The 16,962-nt window shown below is 43.7% G+C and carries 17 protein-coding genes and 1 pseudogene; 15 read left to right on the forward strand and 3 right to left on the reverse strand.

Annotated elements, in window-relative coordinates; translation table 11 throughout:
* Positions 1–15: 15 nt before the first annotated feature.
* Positions 16–1,674, reverse strand: coding sequence for an Rqc2 family fibronectin-binding protein (locus tag PW220_RS03575; protein WP_248054555.1), 1,659 nt, complete (start codon positions 1,672–1,674; stop codon positions 16–18).
* 791 nt (positions 1,675–2,465) lie between these two features.
* On the opposite strand from PW220_RS03575, the gene trpX reads away from it, so the two are divergent.
* The 15 genes and pseudogenes from trpX to PW220_RS10325 all read left to right on the forward strand — a co-directional run.
* A complete protein-coding gene (trpX, locus tag PW220_RS03580) occupies positions 2,466–3,467 on the forward strand; it encodes a tryptophan ABC transporter substrate-binding protein (RefSeq protein ID WP_248054553.1) in 1,002 nt (333 codons plus the stop codon).
* Positions 3,468–3,481: 14 nt separating this feature from the next.
* Entirely contained in the window at positions 3,482–4,348 is an 867-nt protein-coding gene (locus PW220_RS03585) for an ABC transporter permease (RefSeq protein ID WP_248051232.1), read from the forward strand.
* Entirely contained in the window at positions 4,345–5,103 is a 759-nt protein-coding gene (locus tag PW220_RS03590) for an ABC transporter ATP-binding protein (RefSeq protein WP_099831179.1), read from the forward strand. The genes PW220_RS03585 and PW220_RS03590 overlap by 4 nt, the downstream gene beginning before the upstream one ends.
* Before the next feature lie 87 nt (positions 5,104–5,190).
* Positions 5,191–5,676 (forward strand): prolyl-tRNA synthetase associated domain-containing protein, encoded by a 486-nt coding sequence (locus PW220_RS03595; RefSeq protein WP_248054551.1) that lies wholly within the window; start codon positions 5,191–5,193, stop codon positions 5,674–5,676.
* Between the two features lie 5 nt (positions 5,677–5,681).
* The gene (locus PW220_RS03600) at positions 5,682–6,086 is read left to right on the forward strand and encodes a hypothetical protein (RefSeq protein WP_248054548.1); all 405 of its coding nucleotides are present in this window, start codon (positions 5,682–5,684) and stop codon (positions 6,084–6,086) included.
* Between the two features lie 177 nt (positions 6,087–6,263).
* Positions 6,264–7,925 carry a ribonuclease J gene (locus tag PW220_RS03605; protein ID WP_105117431.1) on the forward strand — a complete coding sequence of 554 codons (1,662 nt, stop codon included), beginning with the start codon at positions 6,264–6,266 and terminating at the stop codon, positions 7,923–7,925.
* Positions 7,926–7,985: 60 nt separating this feature from the next.
* The gene (locus PW220_RS03610) at positions 7,986–8,762 is read left to right on the forward strand and encodes an alpha/beta hydrolase (RefSeq protein ID WP_105117432.1); all 777 of its coding nucleotides are present in this window, start codon (positions 7,986–7,988) and stop codon (positions 8,760–8,762) included.
* A gap of 65 nt (positions 8,763–8,827) precedes the next feature.
* Positions 8,828–9,523, forward strand: coding sequence for a M57 family metalloprotease (locus tag PW220_RS03615; RefSeq protein ID WP_248054546.1), 696 nt, complete (start codon positions 8,828–8,830; stop codon positions 9,521–9,523).
* Positions 9,524–9,533: 10 nt separating this feature from the next.
* A complete protein-coding gene (locus tag PW220_RS03620; RefSeq protein WP_248054544.1) occupies positions 9,534–9,899 on the forward strand; it encodes a hypothetical protein in 366 nt (121 codons plus the stop codon).
* A 100-nt stretch (positions 9,900–9,999) separates the two neighbouring features.
* Positions 10,000–11,898, forward strand: a complete 1,899-nt coding sequence (locus PW220_RS03625; protein ID WP_248054542.1) for an ABC-F family ATP-binding cassette domain-containing protein — start codon at positions 10,000–10,002, stop codon at positions 11,896–11,898.
* A gap of 323 nt (positions 11,899–12,221) precedes the next feature.
* The gene (locus tag PW220_RS03630) at positions 12,222–12,698 is read left to right on the forward strand and encodes a DUF3955 domain-containing protein (RefSeq protein WP_248054541.1); all 477 of its coding nucleotides are present in this window, start codon (positions 12,222–12,224) and stop codon (positions 12,696–12,698) included.
* Between the two features lies 1 nt (position 12,699).
* Positions 12,700–13,527 carry a putative RNA methyltransferase gene (locus tag PW220_RS03635; RefSeq protein WP_248054539.1) on the forward strand — a complete coding sequence of 276 codons (828 nt, stop codon included), beginning with the start codon at positions 12,700–12,702 and terminating at the stop codon, positions 13,525–13,527.
* Positions 13,528–13,625: 98 nt separating this feature from the next.
* The gene (locus PW220_RS03640; RefSeq protein ID WP_105124126.1) at positions 13,626–13,709 is read left to right on the forward strand and encodes a 23S rRNA methyltransferase attenuation leader peptide; all 84 of its coding nucleotides are present in this window, start codon (positions 13,626–13,628) and stop codon (positions 13,707–13,709) included.
* 124 nt (positions 13,710–13,833) lie between these two features.
* A complete protein-coding gene (erm(B), locus tag PW220_RS03645; protein ID WP_105136797.1) occupies positions 13,834–14,571 on the forward strand; it encodes a 23S rRNA (adenine(2058)-N(6))-methyltransferase Erm(B) in 738 nt (245 codons plus the stop codon).
* Positions 14,546–14,623 (forward strand): annotated as a pseudogene (locus PW220_RS10325) (rRNA adenine methyltransferase); the annotation flags it as partial. The gene erm(B) and the pseudogene PW220_RS10325, both read left to right, overlap by 26 nt.
* Before the next feature lie 54 nt (positions 14,624–14,677).
* Here PW220_RS10325 and gatD read toward each other — a convergent pair.
* Both gatD and murT read right to left on the reverse strand, forming a co-directional pair.
* Entirely contained in the window at positions 14,678–15,463 is a 786-nt protein-coding gene (gene gatD, locus PW220_RS03655; RefSeq protein WP_248054537.1) for a lipid II isoglutaminyl synthase subunit GatD, read from the reverse strand.
* Positions 15,463–16,806, reverse strand: coding sequence for a lipid II isoglutaminyl synthase subunit MurT (murT, locus tag PW220_RS03660; protein WP_248054536.1), 1,344 nt, complete (start codon positions 16,804–16,806; stop codon positions 15,463–15,465). The genes gatD and murT overlap by 1 nt, the downstream gene beginning before the upstream one ends.
* Positions 16,807–16,962: the final 156 nt, after the last annotated feature.

The following is a 16,962-nucleotide window of genomic DNA, read 5'->3' on the forward strand; positions in this document are numbered from 1 at the left end:
AAAAAAATCCATGAATTAGATTTTCATGGATTTTATTTTGTCTTCAGTTGGGGTGACACGGAGGGTTTTCTGACCGCGGTAGGTCACAAAACCTGGCTTGCCACCTGTTGGTTTATGGAGCTTCTTGGCTTCAATCATATCGACTTGAACCAAGTTAGAATGTCTAGCCTTTGAAAAGTAGGCGGCCAACTCCGCCGCATCGGTCTTGACTTCGTCGCTTGGATCCAAGTTGTCTGTGATGACCACATGACTGCCTGGAATGTCTTTGGCATGGAACCAGAGTTCGCCTTTCTTGGCCATTTTGAAGGTCAGCTCATCATTTTGCAAGTTATTTTTCCCAACCAGAATAATAGTCTTCCCGTCCGTCGCCAAGTAAGGCTCAGGTTTCTGGCGTTTATGGATTTTCTCACGGTGGCGGCGTTTGAGGTAGCCTGTTTCAATCAATTCCTCACGGATTTCGTCGATTTCAGCCAAACTAGCCTGTCCCAGCATGGTGTCAACGGACTCCAGATAGACAATGGTCGCCTTGGTTTCCTCAATCAAGCTGGTCAAGTGCTTGACTGCCTCCTTGAGTTTCTGGTACTTCTTGAAGTACCGCTGGGCATTCTGACTAGGAGTAAGAGCCACATCCAACTCAATCTCCAACTCCTCTCCCGTATAGTAGTTGTCTAAGGTCACACTAGCCTGGTCATTTGGCACCTGATGCAGATAGGTGGTCAAGAGCTCACCCTTTTGCCGCACCAACTCCGCACCTTCTGTATCCGCCAATTCCTGCTCCTGTTTGACCAACTTTTTGCGATTTTTCTCTAGCTCACTGGCCACCCGCTTGATTAGCTCATTGGCTTGCTGGGCCACCCGGTCCCGCTCCGCCTTGTCCTGATAGTAGAAGTCCAGCAGACTGCTCAGGCTCTCAAAGTGTGGCTGGTTTTCAGGGCTATTGGCAAATGGCAGAGCAGCATAGGCCTTGTCTGTCAGGCTAGGCTGACTAGCCTGGTCAAAAAAGGCACGGAAGTTCTTCAGGCGGTCCGTCTGCAAGTGACTAGCCAGTTCAGTAGCTGTATCCCGTCCCAAACCTTGAAAGACCTGTTGGAGATTTTTGGCTGATAAGTCTTGTGTGGATAAGATTTCAAACAATTTCTCGTCAGACACCGTGTAAGGATTGAGAGAATGCGTTTCCGGTGGACGAATGTAGGTGGAACCTGGCAGGATGGTCCGGTAGGAATTTTGCGAAAATCCAACGTGCTTAATAGCTTCGATAATCCGCTGTTCAGACTTGTCCACCAAGATGATATTACTGTGCTTGCCCATGATTTCCACAATTAAGGTTGCTTGGATATGGTCGCCAATCTCGTCCTTGTTGGACACCGAAAATTCTAAAATGCGGTCATTGTCCAGTTGGCGAATATCCTCGATAATAGCACCCTGCAAGTATTTTCGTAAAATCATGGTAAAGGTATTAGGCACCTTGGGATTGGTAAAATCCGACTGGGACAGCTGAACCCGTCCGAAAACAGAGTGGGCAGACAGGAGCAACTTATGGCTCTGGCGGTTGCTGCGGATGTTGAGGACAATCTCCTGTTCAAAGGGCTGGTTGATTTTCTGAATCCGCCCGCCTTCTAAATTGGCCTTTAACTCAGCCGTCATGTGATGTAAAAAAAATCCGTCAAAAGACATGGTTTTCCTCTTTCTAACTGGTCTAACTCTGTCTAGTATATCACACTTCGTTGATTTTTTGATGAGAGTTGCAGAATGGGAGTAGAAAAATTTTCAGAAAATTTAATCAAAAGTCTTGACAAAGTCTTTGGGATGCCGTATAATCGTCTGTAATCAGAAGAAGTAATAAAGCAGAAGTCTTCAGGGAGCCTGTGGTGCTGAGAACAGGTGGCGGAGTTTTATGAAATGGGCTGATGTGCATTTATGTCTATTTTATGACGTCGTTAGTCGTGCTTGCCGTACCACCAGTACTGCCTTCACTCGACTGCCTAGTCCTAAAATGCCCTAAATTCACAAGGATTGTTTGGTATAGCATACTTTGCGTAGACTGTTTTGGCTGAGTACGAGGCAGGTCGACGCAGCTTATACTGGCGGTATAGCAAGGAGAGCTAACGAAGTAATCGACCAAAACAGTCACGCAAATGAACTTAAAACAATGATAGTTCGGTCCGCACACCTTACAGTGCAACTCCTTGTTAGAGGAGATGAGATATGGGAGGATTCTAGACAATTCCCATAAGTGAGGTGGCACCGTGTCATTGACGCCCTCGCATACTGTTTTTCAGTATGCGGGGGCTTTTTCATTGTCTTGGTAGATTGGCGTTCAAATGAAAAATGAAATACTGATCATTATATTCTACTTTGACAATGATAGAAATTACGAGGTAATCATGATGAAACGATGGCGATGGTGGAATAAAATTTTGATGATGTAGAAATTGGATATTATGTATTTTACGAGGAGAATGAATATGTTGAAAAATAAAAACTTACTAGCTACAATTGTTGCCCTTACTGTTATGGTAGTTGCTGCTTTGTTTATGACACAAAAAGAGCAGAGCAATTCATCTACATCAACGGAAAAAGTTAAGATTGGGGTTCTTCAGTTCGTAACCCATGATTCACTAGATGAGATTTATAAGGGGATCAAGGATGGACTAAAAGAGGGTGGCTATTCAACGACGGATAATTTGGACATTGATTTCATGAATGCTGAGGCTGACCAGTCACAGGTGCAGACCATGAGTAAAAAATTGGTGGACAATGGTAATGAACTCTTAATCGGTATCGCGACACCAGCTGCACAAGGTTTGGCAAACGCAACGACTGAATTGCCAATCATCATGGGTGCGGTAACAGACCCAGTTGGTGCCAACTTGGTCAAAGACTTGAAAAATCCTGGTGGGAATATCACTGGTGTGTCTGACCAGACACCAGTAGCAGATGCTGTTTCCCTCATCAAGGAAATCACACCGGAGGCAAAAACAATCGGCGTCCTCTATTCTTCAAACGAAGACAATTCAAAAATTCAAGTAGCAGAGTTTAAGGCGGCAGCGGAAGAAGCAGGTTATACTGTCCTTGAATACGCAGTTGCCTCAAGCAATGAATTAGCAGCGACAGTAGAAGTGGCAACTAGCAAAGCAGATGTTCTTTTCACACCAGTTGACAACACAGTCGCATCAGCATTTTCAACAGTCGTTTCTGTGGCAAATAAAACAAAAACTCCGATTTTCACTAGTGTAGAAGACATGGTCGAAGGTGGAGGTATTGCATCTGTAACCCTCAGCCAATATGACTTGGGTGTGGCAACAGGAAAAATGGCTGCGAAAATCCTAGACGGTGCAAATCCTGGGGATACACCAGTCCAAATCTTCAATGAAGGTACGGTCGTTGTTAACCAGAAAGTTGCAAAAGAATTAGGTATCAGTTTGTCAGAAGAGATTATCAATAAGGCAAGCAAGGTTATCGAATAAAACAAAGGAATGTTATGATTGTATCAACAGTTTCACAGGCTCTTTTATGGGCTGTACTAGGAATGGGAATATTCGTCACCTTTCGGATTTTGAATTTCCCGGATATGACGACAGAGGGCTCTTTTCCACTGGGAGGAGCAGTTGCAGTAACCTTATTGACACAGGGAGTTCATCCTGTCTTGGCAACGCTGGCAGCCGTTTTGGCAGGCTGTTTGGCAGGTTTGGTCACAGGCTTGCTCTATACCAAGGGGAAAATCCCTACACTTTTAGCTGGTATTCTGGTCATGTCTTCTTGTCACTCCATTATTCTCTTTATCATGGGTCGGGCAAATTTGGGTTTGTTAAATACCAGTCGATTGCAGGACTTGCTTCCCTTTTCTGAGCAAGTGAATGGACTTTTACTTGGTTTGGGAAGTGTTGCCCTAGTCATTGGATCCTTGATGTTCTTCCTCTATACTCGCCTGGGTCAAGCCTTTATCGCGACGGGGGACAATCCAGATATGGCTCGCAGTTTTGGTATCAATACCAGCAGAATGGAGCTGCTTGGGTTGATTCTTTCTAATGGGATTATTGCTCTTGCGGGTGCCTTGATTGCTCAACAAGAAGGTTATGCGGATGTATCCCGTGGTATCGGGGTCATCGTAGTTGGGATGGCTAGCTTGATTATCGGTGAGGTCTTGTATGGAAATTTGACCATGTTGGAACGGTTCTTGGCCATTGCAGTAGGTGCTATCTTCTATCAGTTCTTGATTTTGGTGGTTATTTCCCTCGGTATCAATACCAGCTACCTCCGTATCTTCTCAGCCATGATTTTGGCAGTCTGCCTCATGGTTCCTGAGTTGAAAAATAAAGTCTTGAAAGGAGCCAGCCTGTCACGATGAAAGCAATTGTTGAATTAAAAAATGCCACCAAGGTGGTGACCAACGGTTTTGATGAAGAGCGCGTGATTTTGGACAATGTCAATTTGACCATCTACCAAGGGGATTTTATTACTATTTTAGGTGGAAACGGTGCTGGGAAATCAACCCTCTTCAATGTCATTGCTGGTACCCTGCCCTTGACAAGTGGTTCGGTCCACATACTCGGTGAGGATGTGACCAACTGGCCTGCTGAAAAACGGGCCAAGTATCTGGCTCGTGTCTTCCAAGATCCTAAAATGGGAACTGCTCCGCGGATGACAGTGGCAGAAAACATGCTCATCGCCAAGTATCGTGGTGAGGGGCGGGGCTTGGTGCCACGTAGATTGGTCCAAGAAAGGGAAGAATTTGCCCAGCTTTTGCCGAGAGTGGGAAATGGTTTGGAAAAGCATTTGGACACACCAGCAGGGCTTTTATCAGGTGGGCAAAGACAGGCCTTGAGTTTGTTAATGGCTAGCTTGAAACAACCAGAGCTCTTGCTCTTGGACGAGCATACTGCCGCTCTCGACCCTAAAACTAGCCAATCCTTAATGCAACTGACGGATGAATTGATTGCGACCAAGGGAATGACAGCCCTCATGGTCACTCATCAGATGGAAGATGCTCTTCGCCATGGCAATCGCCTGATTGTTATGAAGAATGGTCAGATTATCCAAGACCAAACGACTGAAGAGAAATCCAAGATGAAGCTGGAAGATTATTATAAGTTGTTTGACTAAAGTCTGGAGAAATCCAGGCTTTTCTTATCCTTTGATTTTTTGGTTGAAACGAAGTATAATATACTAAATGTGTCAAGAGGTGCTGTCATGGATAAATTGGTTTTTGAAAGCTTAGCTGACTTGGGAATGGACTACACCATTGTAGAGCATCCACCAGCTCGGACAACCGAGGAAGCAGACTCTTACATCGAAGGGTTAGAAGGAGTACGGACCAAGTCCATGTTTCTGACTAATAAGAAAAAGACTGCATTTTATTTACTGATTATGGATGACCAGAAGCAGCTGGACATGGACCAGTTTCGTGATTTGGTAGGAGCCAATCGTATTCGGATGGCCTCGAGTGATAGCTTGATGGAAAAAATGCACTTGCCTGCGGGTGCGGTATCTGTTTTTGGCTTGTTACATAATGTTGATAAGGATATTCAAGTCTTTTTTGATAAAGAAATCCTTTCTGAACCCATTCTAACCTTCCATCCTAATGTCAATACCAAAACAATTTTTGTCAAAACTGAGGATGTATTACGTTTTGTGGAAGAGATTGGCTTTTCAGCAACGATTGTTGAATTGGGGTAACAAAGATGAGAAAATGTTTAGCTATTTGTAGTCTGTTTTGTTGTCTATTTTTGGTAGGATGTCGGACAGGAGCAGCTTATCAGGCAAAGATTGAGCCGATGGAAGCATCGGAATTATACTCGGAAAAAGAAATTCAGGATGCTGTAGTTGTCGTTCAAGATTACTTTGATAAGCATTTTAAGAGTTGCCAATTATTGACCATTGGATATGGTGGTGATGATGAAAAGTTATTTGATGACTGGGCTGAGCATTATGGTGCAGAGGAGGCTATAGTGTTAACCTCTTCTTTCAAAGTAGCCGCTGAAGGGGCAGAACCAACCTTGGAACCAAATAGTATTCATCGGGATTGGAAATGGATTTTAGTGCGTAATGCTGGTGGAAAGTGGGAACATAGGGGACATGGTTATTGATTAAATGGGAGAACTCTGTTGAATTTCAGCAGAGTTTTTTGTAAATTTTCCTGAAAAAAGGTATAATAGAAGCGATAGCTAAAATCATTAGCAGACTGTAATTCGACTTGGGCATCCCAAGGACCGTTGGTAAGAAAAATAAACTGGACACCTGTGGGATGTCCAAAAGGAGAAAAAATGAGTAGCATAAAAATCATGGCTCTCGGTGGTGTACGTGAAAATGGTAAAAACCTCTACATTGCCGAAGTAAATGAGCATATTTTTGTCATGGATGCTGGTGCCAAGTATCCAGAAAATGAACAGTTGGGTGTTGATGTAGTTGTTCCCAACTTTGATTATTTAGAAGAAAACAAGCACCGTGTAGCTGGGGTCTTTCTGACACATGGTCACGCTGATTCGATTGGAGCCCTGCCTTATCTTTTAGAAAAAGTGAAAGTTCCTGTTTTTGGCTCACACTTGACCATTGAATTGGCGAAATTGATTGTCAAGAACAATAATGCAACCAAGAAATTCAAGGATTTCCACGTCATCAATGCAGCGACTGAGATTGATTTTGGTGATTCAGTTGTATCTTTCTTTAAGACAACTCACTCTATTCCTGAGAGTTTGGGAATTGTGGTCAAGACAGACCAAGGAAATATCGTTTATACTGGTGACTTCAAATTTGATCAGGCTGCGGATAAGTACTACCGGACAGACTTTGGTCGTCTGGCTGAAATTGGTTCAGAAGGTGTATTGGCTCTCTTATCTGATTCTGCCAATGCAGATAGCAATGTGCAGTCAGCTAGTATGCATGAAGCTGGTGAAGAAATTCTCAATACCATTGCAGACTGTGAAGGTCGTGTGATTGTAGCTGCTGTGGCAAGTAACATTGTCCGTATCCAGCAAATCTTTGATGCGGCAGAGGCTACAGGTCGCCGTGTTGTTTTGACGGGGCACGATGTGGAAAATATTGTCCGTACCGCTATCCAATTGAAAAAACTTCGATTGGTTAGTGAGCGACTTTTGGTCAAGCCAAAGGATATGGGCAAATACGAAGACCATGAATTGATTATCCTGGAAACAGGCCGTATGGGGGAACCCTTGAACGGGCTTCGTAAGATGGCCATTGGTCGCCACCGTTATGTTGAAATCAAGGAAGGTGATCTGGTTTACATCGTTACGACACCAAGTGTTTCTAAAGAAGCAGTCGTTGCCCGTGTTGAAAACTTGATTTACAAGGCTGGTGGAACGGTCAAATCCATTACCAAAAACCTGCGTGTGTCTGGTCACGGCAATGCGCGTGATTTGCAGCTCATGCTCAATATCCTCCGTCCTAAGTATCTCTTCCCAGTTCAAGGGGAGTATCGTCAGCTAGATGCCCATGCCAAAGCTGCGCTTGAGATCGGCATGTTCCCAGAGAATATTATTATCGTCAAGCGTGGGGATGTCATGGCTTATGAAGATGGGGATTTTGTCCATAGCGGAGCGGTTCCTGCTGGTGATGTCATGATTGACGGAAATGCCATGGGAGATGTTGGAAATATTGTCCTTCGTGACCGTAAAATCCTCTCAGAAGATGGTATCTTTATCGTGGCAATCACTGTCAACCGCCGTGAGAAGAAAATCATTTCCAAGGCCAAGGTCAATACGCGTGGATTTGTCTATGTCAAGAAGAGCAAGGATATCTTGCGTGAGGCATCAGATTTGGTTAATGCAACGGTGGAAAATTACTTCACCAAGGATAGTTTTGATTGGACAGAACTCAAGAGTGCTGTTCGCGATGACTTAGCTAAATTCCTCTTTGACCAAACCAAACGTCGCCCAGCCATTTTACCAGTGATTATGGAAGTGAAATAGAGTTTTATAAATGCAAAGAGCCCAGGGCAACCCAGGCTCTTTCTACATAAGGAGAAACATATGGCAATCATGAAAATTGAATACCATTCAGAAGTTTTGGATATGTCCAGACAGGTAACGGTTTTATATCCCGACCGAAATCGTGTGGACAATCCTGACGATACAGATATTCCCGTGCTGTATCTCTTGCACGGGATGGGAGGCAATCAGGATTCCTGGCTCAATCGGTCGACTATTGAACGCTTGGTTCGTTATACTAATCTGATTGTGGTTATGGTCAATACGGACAAGGCTTGGTACACCAATACCACCTATGGTATGAATTATTATGATGCCATAGCGATTGAGTTGCCTCAAATCCTCAAGCGGTTTTTCCCAAATATGTCTGACAAGCGGGAGAAGAATTTTATTGCTGGCTTGTCTATGGGGGGCTATGGGACTTTCAAGATTGCCATGATGACCAATCGCTTTTCTTACGCCGCCTCGCTTTCAGGAGCCTTGCAGGTTGATTTTACCAGTCCATCTGCCTTGGAATTAGGTAGTCCTGACTATTGGAAGGGTGTTTTTGGGGATTTAGATGATCCAGAAAATCCAAATCTTTTGACCAATTTTTGTAGACTTTCGGACAAGAAGACTAAATTTTATGCCTGGTGTGGTGATGAGGATTTTCTATTTGAGGGGCATCAAAAAGCAGTTCGAGAGCTGGAAGAACAGGGATTTGATATAGAGGCAAGTTTCGGACCAGGTAAACATGAGTGGTATTATTGGAACCAACAGATTGAAAAGGTCTTGGCTTGGCTACCCATTGATTTCAAATTAGAAGAAAGATTGTCCTAGAATTTAAGAAAAATTTCAGAAAATAATTCTATACTGAAATCTATTTCTAGAGTGAGGTATAGTGTATGAAATTTTTTACTTCAATTTTTAAATTTATCTGGCGAACGGTTTGGAGCTTGGTTTGGCTCTCCATGGTTATAATCACATGTAGTTTGGGGATGTTGTTCTATTTTCAACAGGAAGCTGCGCCTCAGATGCTACAAACCTTGGCTCAGGAAGTACAATTGATGGTTAAAGGTCAATCTGAAGTGACGATTGAAGAGGGTGTTGATACCATTAAACACCTGACTACTGATACGGTTAATACAGCTGACCATGGACGTTGGGAAACCAATACTGCGACTGTCTATATTGAAACCCAAAATCCAACATTCGTAGCTGCCTATGAAACGGCTATTGCCAATTGGAATGCGACGGGTGCCTTTACTCTTGTCCTTACCACAGATCCAAATCAGGCGGATATCATTGCTACTGAGATGAATGATGGCAATACCCAGGCGGCAGGTGAGGCTAATTCAACGACCAATTTATTGACCAATTATTATAGCTCGGTGACAGTTCGCTTGAATAGTTATTATCTCTTGAATGAAGAGTATGGCTATGATATGGACAGAATTATCCATACAGCTGAACATGAATTGGGTCATGCCATTGGTTTGGATCATGATGATAGTCAGGCTTCTGTTATGGAATCGGCCGGTTCTAATCATGGTATTCAGCAAACAGATATTGATGCCCTAGTGGCCTTGTATTCAGAATAGAAGGGAAAATATGTTTCGAACAATTACAAATACGATAAAACGTTACCCAGAGCAAGCCTTGCTCTTTCTCTATAATGCTGGGATTTTTGCATGGTTACAATCGACCAGTCATTCCATTATGGAGCAAATCGGTATAGATAGCAGCTGGTTTGATAAAATTCCAGAACCTATCAAGGCTTGGACAGGGGCGAGCTTAGAGAGTATGCAGACCTTGCTCCATTCTTCTGCTTGGGGATGGCTGATTGTATCTATGATATTGATGTTGGTCATCCGCTTTGTTAAGGGCTTGATCAAGTTTGTCATCATGCTCATCATTATTGGTGGCGGTCTTTATCTGATCTGGCAGAATAGGGAATTACTTAGCGGTTTGGTCTAAATATTTTTTGAGAAGGACAGTGGCTGAAAAGTTGCTGTTTTTTGCTGAAATCAGAAAAAGGATTCCGCACTGTTACCCTAAATTATGGTACAATATTGCTATGATTATTCTAAGCGGAAACAAGATTGAACGCTCTTTTGCGGGCGAAGTTTTATTTAACAATATCAACATTCAAGTCGATGAGCGGGATCGGATTGCCCTTGTCGGAAAAAATGGCGCAGGCAAGTCCACCTTGCTAAAAATCTTAGTGGGTGAAGAAGCAGCGACCAGCGGTGACATTTCAACCAAGCGTGATTTGTCCCTCTCCTATCTGGCACAGGACAGCCGTTTTCAATCGGAAAACACCATTTACGATGAAATGCTTCATGTCTTTGACGACCTGCGAACGACGGAAAAACGCTTGCGGTCTATGGAAGAGCAGATGGGCAGCCTATCTGGTAGCGACCTAGACCAGCTTATGAAAACCTATGATAGTCTGTCGGAGGAATTTCGTCTGGCAGGTGGTTTTAGTTATGAGGCAGACATCCGTGCTATTTTGAATGGTTTCAAGTTTGACCAGACCATGTGGGACATGAAAATCTCCGAACTCTCCGGCGGTCAAAATACCCGACTTGCACTGGCAAAAATGTTGCTTGAAAGCCCAGAATTATTGGTGCTGGATGAGCCAACCAACCACCTGGACATTGACACGATTGCTTGGTTGGAAAACTACCTAGTGCATTACAAGGGAGCCTTGATTATCGTCAGCCATGACCGCTATTTCTTGGACAAGGTGGCGACCATAACGCTGGACCTGACCAAGCATTCCTTGGATCGCTATGTAGGTAATTATTCTCAGTTTGTCGAGCTCAAAGAGCAAAAGTTGCAAACGGAATTGCAAAACTATGAAAAGCAGCAGAAGGAAATTGCCAAACTAGAAGACTTTGTTCAAAAAAATATTGTCCGTGCTTCGACCACCAAGCGTGCTCAGGCTAGGCGCAAGCAGTTGGAAAAGATGGAGAGACTGGACAAGCCAACAACTGGTCAGAAGTCTGCCAATATGACCTTTCAGTCGGACAAGACTTCTGGCAATATCGTCTTGACAGTGGAACATGCTGCGGTGGGCTACGATGGAGAAATACTTTCTCATCCTATTTCCATTGACCAACGAAAGCTGGATGCCATTGCCATTGTCGGCCCGAATGGAATCGGAAAAACAACCCTGCTCAAATCCATCATCGGAGCTCTGCCATTTATCAAAGGGGAAGCCAAACTAGGTGCCAATGTGGAAGTAGGCTATTACGACCAGACCCAGTCGGCTCTGACACCATCCAACACCGTCTTGGAGGAGCTCTGGTCCGCCTTTCCGACCACACCTGAAGTGGAAATCCGCAACCGCCTTGGAGCCTTCCTCTTCTCAGGTGACGATGTCAAAAAGTCCGTGTCCATGCTGTCTGGTGGGGAAAAAGCCCGCCTGCTCCTTGCTAAGCTATCTATGGAAAACAACAACTTCCTCATCCTTGATGAGCCGACCAACCACCTGGACATCGACAGCAAGGAAGTGCTGGAAAATGCCCTCATCGACTTTGACGGCACCCTGCTCTTTGTCAGCCACGACCGCTATTTCATCAACCGCGTCGCCACTAAGGTCCTGGAAATCTCGGAAATGGGCTCCACGCTCTACTTGGGCGACTATGACTATTATTTGGAGAAAAAGGCAGAGCAGGAAGCAGAAGCCCAGCCTGACCAGCTAGAAAGTATCAGCCAATCAGCCGGAGCCATGGACTACCAAGCCCAAAAGGAAAACCAAAAAGAGCAACGCAAACTAGCCCGTCGCATCGAGCAAATCGAGGCAGAAATCGAGACCATCGAAAACCGCCTGAGCGAACTCAACCAAGCCATGTTAGAAACCAATGATATCGGACAGCTGACCGATTATCAGAAAGAAATCGATCAATTGACTGCCCAACAAGAAAGCCTTATGGAAGAATGGGAAGCATTATCTGAGCAATTAGGTTAGGTTGACAGCAAGTTGACAAGAGGCTAAAATCCTTGATAGAACAGGTTTGCAAGCCAGTCTTGCGGAGCTAGCAAGACCACCTTTCGCTAAAAAAGTCCAGAGCAAGCCAGCCTTTCTTGGCAAACATCGACCGACAAGCTAAGATAAGTATAGAGATTAGCATCACTTCTCGAAGGTGGTGTCAACATCTCAGCGCAGTGGTTGATTGGCAGATTTGTTCGTGTTGCACACTTCAAATCTGGCCTAATCAACTGTGCGGGGGCGGGACGACGAACTCTTTTTCATTTTTCGAGTTCTGTCCCGCTCCCTGAAAGGAGAAAGAAATGAACTTTGGACAGCAAATCAAAGACTTACGAAAAAAGAAAGGTTTGACCCAAGAGCAGTTTGCCATCAAACTCAATGTGACCAGGCAGGCCGTTTCCAACTGGGAAAATGATAAAAACCTACCTGACTTGGAGCTCTTGATTCTCATGTCCTCGGTCTTTTCGATCTCCTTAGATCAACTTATCTTAGGAGGAACTGACATGAACAACATGACAGAAAAACTTGTAAAAGACGGTCGCGAAGGCCGCCGTACCCAGATGCACCTGACCATTACCGTTATTGGTAGTTTTCTCATGCTTCTCGGCTTCGTCTGCTTTGTCATCAAGGCAAACTCAGTCGAATATGTCGATGCCAAGGGCATTCTGCATGAAAATTTTTACCTCATTCCAGTCGGCTACTTACTGGTCTGTACAGGAGCCATTGCCACGCTCCTATCAGGACTAGCCCTGCACCGCTTTAGAAAAGAATACAAATAAGATGACCAAACACCAACGTTTTATCAACAGTGACCAATTTTTCGCCTGTCCACATTGTGGGCAGGCTCTTGGTCTTGCCCTCAACAGCCTCCGCTGCCCCAACCGCCACACTTTTGACATCGCCAAGCAGGGCTATGTCAACCTAGCACCCCAGGTCAAGCAGTCTGCCAACTACCACAAGTCTAGCTTTGAGAACCGCCAGGCCTTTTTAGAGGCGGGCTATTACGATCATCTCTATGCGGCTTTGGAGGGAAAAATAGCAGAGCTGGGCTTGCGGTCTGTCTTGGACATCGGTTGTGGGGAGGGCTTTTATTCCCGTAAGTTAGCCGAGAAAATGGACTTGGACATTCTTGCTTTTGATATTTCCAAGGATTCCATTCTCTTGGCAGCTAGATCTGACACTACCAAGTCTGTCAAATGGTTTGTTGGTGACTTGACCAAGTTGCCCATTCAAGACAAGACCATTGACGGCATCTTGGACATCTTTTCCCCAGCCAATTATCAGGAATTTGCCAGAGTGCTGAAAGCTGGTGGGGCTATTCTCAAGCTGGTCCCAGGTCCCAATCACCTCAAGGAGCTCCGCCATTTAGCCAAAGACCAACTCCGCAAGGAATCCTATGACAACCAAGATATCGTAGACCATTTCAAGTCTTACCTGGGGCAGGTGGAGCAAGTGCTAGTCAGTCGAACCATGCCGATTAGCCTAGAACATGCCCAAGTCTTGGCAGACATGACACCCCTCTTTTTCCAAGTGGACCAGTCCAAGCTGGATTTGGGGCAATTAACGGAGATTACAGTTGAGGGAGTGCTTTTGGTAGGAACTATATAAAAAATAAAGAGTGTGTTGATAGTGCAGTATCTTAAAATTTTGTATAATAGGAATTGAAGTTAAATTAGATGCTAAAAATTTGTAATTAAGAAGGAGGGATTCGTCATGTTGGTATTCAAAATGTAGATAAAACATCTACTGTTTTGAAACAGACTAAAAACAGTGATTACGCAGATAAATAAATACGTTAGATTAATTCCTACCAGTGACTAATCTTATGACTTTTTAAACAGATAACTAAAATTACAAACAAATCGTTTAACTTCTGTATTTGTTTATAGATGTAATCACTTCAGGAGTGATTAAATGAACAAAAATATAAAATATTCTCAAAACTTTTTAACGAGTGAAAAAGTACTCAACCAAATAATAAAACAATTGAATTTAAAAGAAACCGATACCGTTTACGAAATTGGAACAGGTAAAGGGCATTTAACGACGAAACTGGCTAAAATAAGTAAACAGGTAACGTCTATTGAATTAGACAGTCATCTATTCAACTTATCGTCAGAAAAATTAAAACTGAATACTCGTGTCACTTTAATTCACCAAGATATTCTACAGTTTCAATTCCCTAACAAACAGAGGTATAAAATTGTTGGGAATATTCCTTTCCATTTAAGCACACAAATTATTAAAAAAGTGGTTTTTGAAAGCCATGCGTCTGACATCTATCTGATTGTTGAAGAAGGATTCTACAAGCGTACCTTGGATATTCACCGAACACTAGGGTTGCTCTTGCACACTCAAGTCTCGATTCAGCAATTGCTTAAGCTGCCAGCGGAATGCTTTCATCCTAAACCAAAAGTAAACAGTGTCTTAATAAAACTTACCCGCCATACCACAGATGTTCCAGATAAATATTGGAAGCTATATACGTACTTTGTTTCAAAATGGGTCAATCGAGAATATCGTCAACTGTTTACTAAAAATCAGTTTCATCAAGCAATGAAACACGCCAAAGTAAACAATTTAAGTACCGTTACTTATGAGCAAGTATTGTCTATTTTTAATAGTTATCTATTATTTAACGGGAGGAAATAATTCTATGAGTCGCTTTTTTAAATTTGGAAAGTTACACGTTACTAAAGGGAATATAAGTTAATAGAAAATAACAAAACCGCCTCTGAATATCAGAAGCGGTTTTGCTTTATTTATCAAATTCTGCCTTGCTTTTCACATCGCCGTATTCTTCAGCGACTTCTTTGCTGAGGATGTCAGCGTAGCTGGCAAGTTGGATGTCTTGTCCATATTTTTTACGGAGGGCAGTTGTGACCAAGCGGTAGGCTAGGTTGGCATTGCGGGACAGGATTGGTCCGTGGAAGTAGCTGCCGAAGGTGTTTTTGTAGTGCAGACCTTCGCCACCGTCTTCCTTGTTATTACCATTGCCATAGACAACCTTGCCCAGGGGTTTTTGGTTGTCAGCTAGGAAGGTGCGACCTTGGTGGTTTTCAAAACCGTAGTAGGTTTCGTTGAACTCCTCATTGTGAATTTTAATGTCACCGATATAGCGGTTATTGGTCTGGTTGAGGGTGTAGTGTCCCATGATACCTAGACCGTCAATCTTGCGGCCGCCAGCTTCGATGTAGTATTGACCGAGCAACTGGAAGCCACCGCAGATGGCCAGCATGACACCGTCGTTTTCGATAAAGTCTGCCAAGCTGTCTTTTTTAGTCGGTAAATCCTTGGCTAAAATAGACTGCTCATAGTCTTGACCACCACCGAAAAAGGCGATGTCGTAGAAATCCTTGTCAAATTCATCTGTCAGCGAAACAATGTCCACCTGAACACGAGCACCTAGCTTTTCAGCCACATACTTGAGCATGAGGATGTTGCCGTTGTCCCCGTAGGTATTCATCAAATCACCGTAGAGATGAGCGATGTGGAGATCATAAGTGTAGTCTTTTTCAGGACTTTTTAATGACGTATAGACCATTATTTCATCTCCTTTCCAACGGCTTGGCGTTGAGCCAGCAGGTCGCGGAATTCCAGCATAGCTGTATAAGTAGCTAAAATATAAGCATGTTGGCTACTTGATTGCTCAATCAAGGTCATGATGTCTTCCAGTTTTGGCGTTTCAGTAATCTGGTCCTCTGGATAGCTAGTCACACGGAGGCGACGGGCGATTTCAGACGAACGAACACCGCCTGCAAAGACTTGTGGAATGTCCATTTGGGTGATTTGTTCAAAGTCAGCGTCCCAAATCCAGCTGGTATCAATTCCGTCAGCGTAGTTGGCATTGAGAAGAACAGATAGGCTAAAATCGTAAGGAGCCAGTTTCATCATTTCAATAGCCTGGGTTGCACCAACTGGGTTTTTAATGAGGACCAAGGTACAGTCCTTGTCACCCAGTTTAAATGTTTCTTGGCGACCGAAGACTGCCTTGGATTTGTCAAAACCTGCCTTGATTTTCTCAGGAGCTACACCGAAAAATGCTGCTACGCTGACAGCCGCTAGGGCGTTGTAGATATTATAGAGCCCACCGATGTTGATTTTGTAATCCTGACCGTCAATGGCAAAGGTAGAAGAAGTATTGGCGATTTCTTTTAGTTCGGTCAACTTGTAGTCCAGTTCAGGTCGGCTAAAACCACAGTTGCTACAGATGTAGCTACCCAAGTTAGCATAGGTATTGAGCTTGTACTGGATAATTTGGTGGCAATGAGGACAGAGAACGCCTTCGGTATTGTAATGGGCCAGACGTGGCTCATGCTCCTCTGTCGCAAAACCGTAGTATTTTATTGGATTGACGACTTTCGTTGAGTTGAAAAGCGGACTATCTCCATTGGCCAAAATGGTTGCCTGCGGAGCTTTTGCAGCACCGTCCAAAATCATCTGGTAGGTGGTATAGATTTCACCGTAGCGGTCCATTTGGTCGCGGAAGATATTGGTAAAGACAATCAGGCTCGGCTTGATAAAGTCGGTCACGCGGGCAAGGCTGGCTTCGTCGATTTCCAAGACGGCAATCTTCTTGCCGTTTTTGTTTTTCTTGGCAGATAAAAAGGTTGCCGTAATCCCTGTAATCATATTGGCACCGCTGGTATTGGTCGTGATTTCGCCAAAGGCTTCTTGAAGAATTCCAACGGTCAAGGCAGTTGTTAAAGTCTTACCGTTGGTACCTGTCACAACAACGACTTCATAATCCTTAGCCAAACTATCTAAAATATGTTTATCGAATGTAAGGGCAATTTTACCAGGCAAGGTAGTTCCTCGGCCCAGTTTGTTGAGGACAAACTGGCTGGTCTTCCCTGCGGCAATCCCTAATAAAGTATTTATTTTCATGGGACTATTTTATCATAAAGGTCAGGGATTTTCTAGAACGGAGTATGTAGAAATACTGATACATTTCTGATGACTATTTGTAATAAATTTAATCCTATCTTCATCCTTTTCTAAAAAAAGAAAGAAAAAATGTGATATAATAGAAACGTTACCATG

Source organism: Streptococcus sp. 29892, from assembly GCF_032594935.1.
Taxonomy (GTDB): domain Bacteria; phylum Bacillota; class Bacilli; order Lactobacillales; family Streptococcaceae; genus Streptococcus; species Streptococcus hyiners.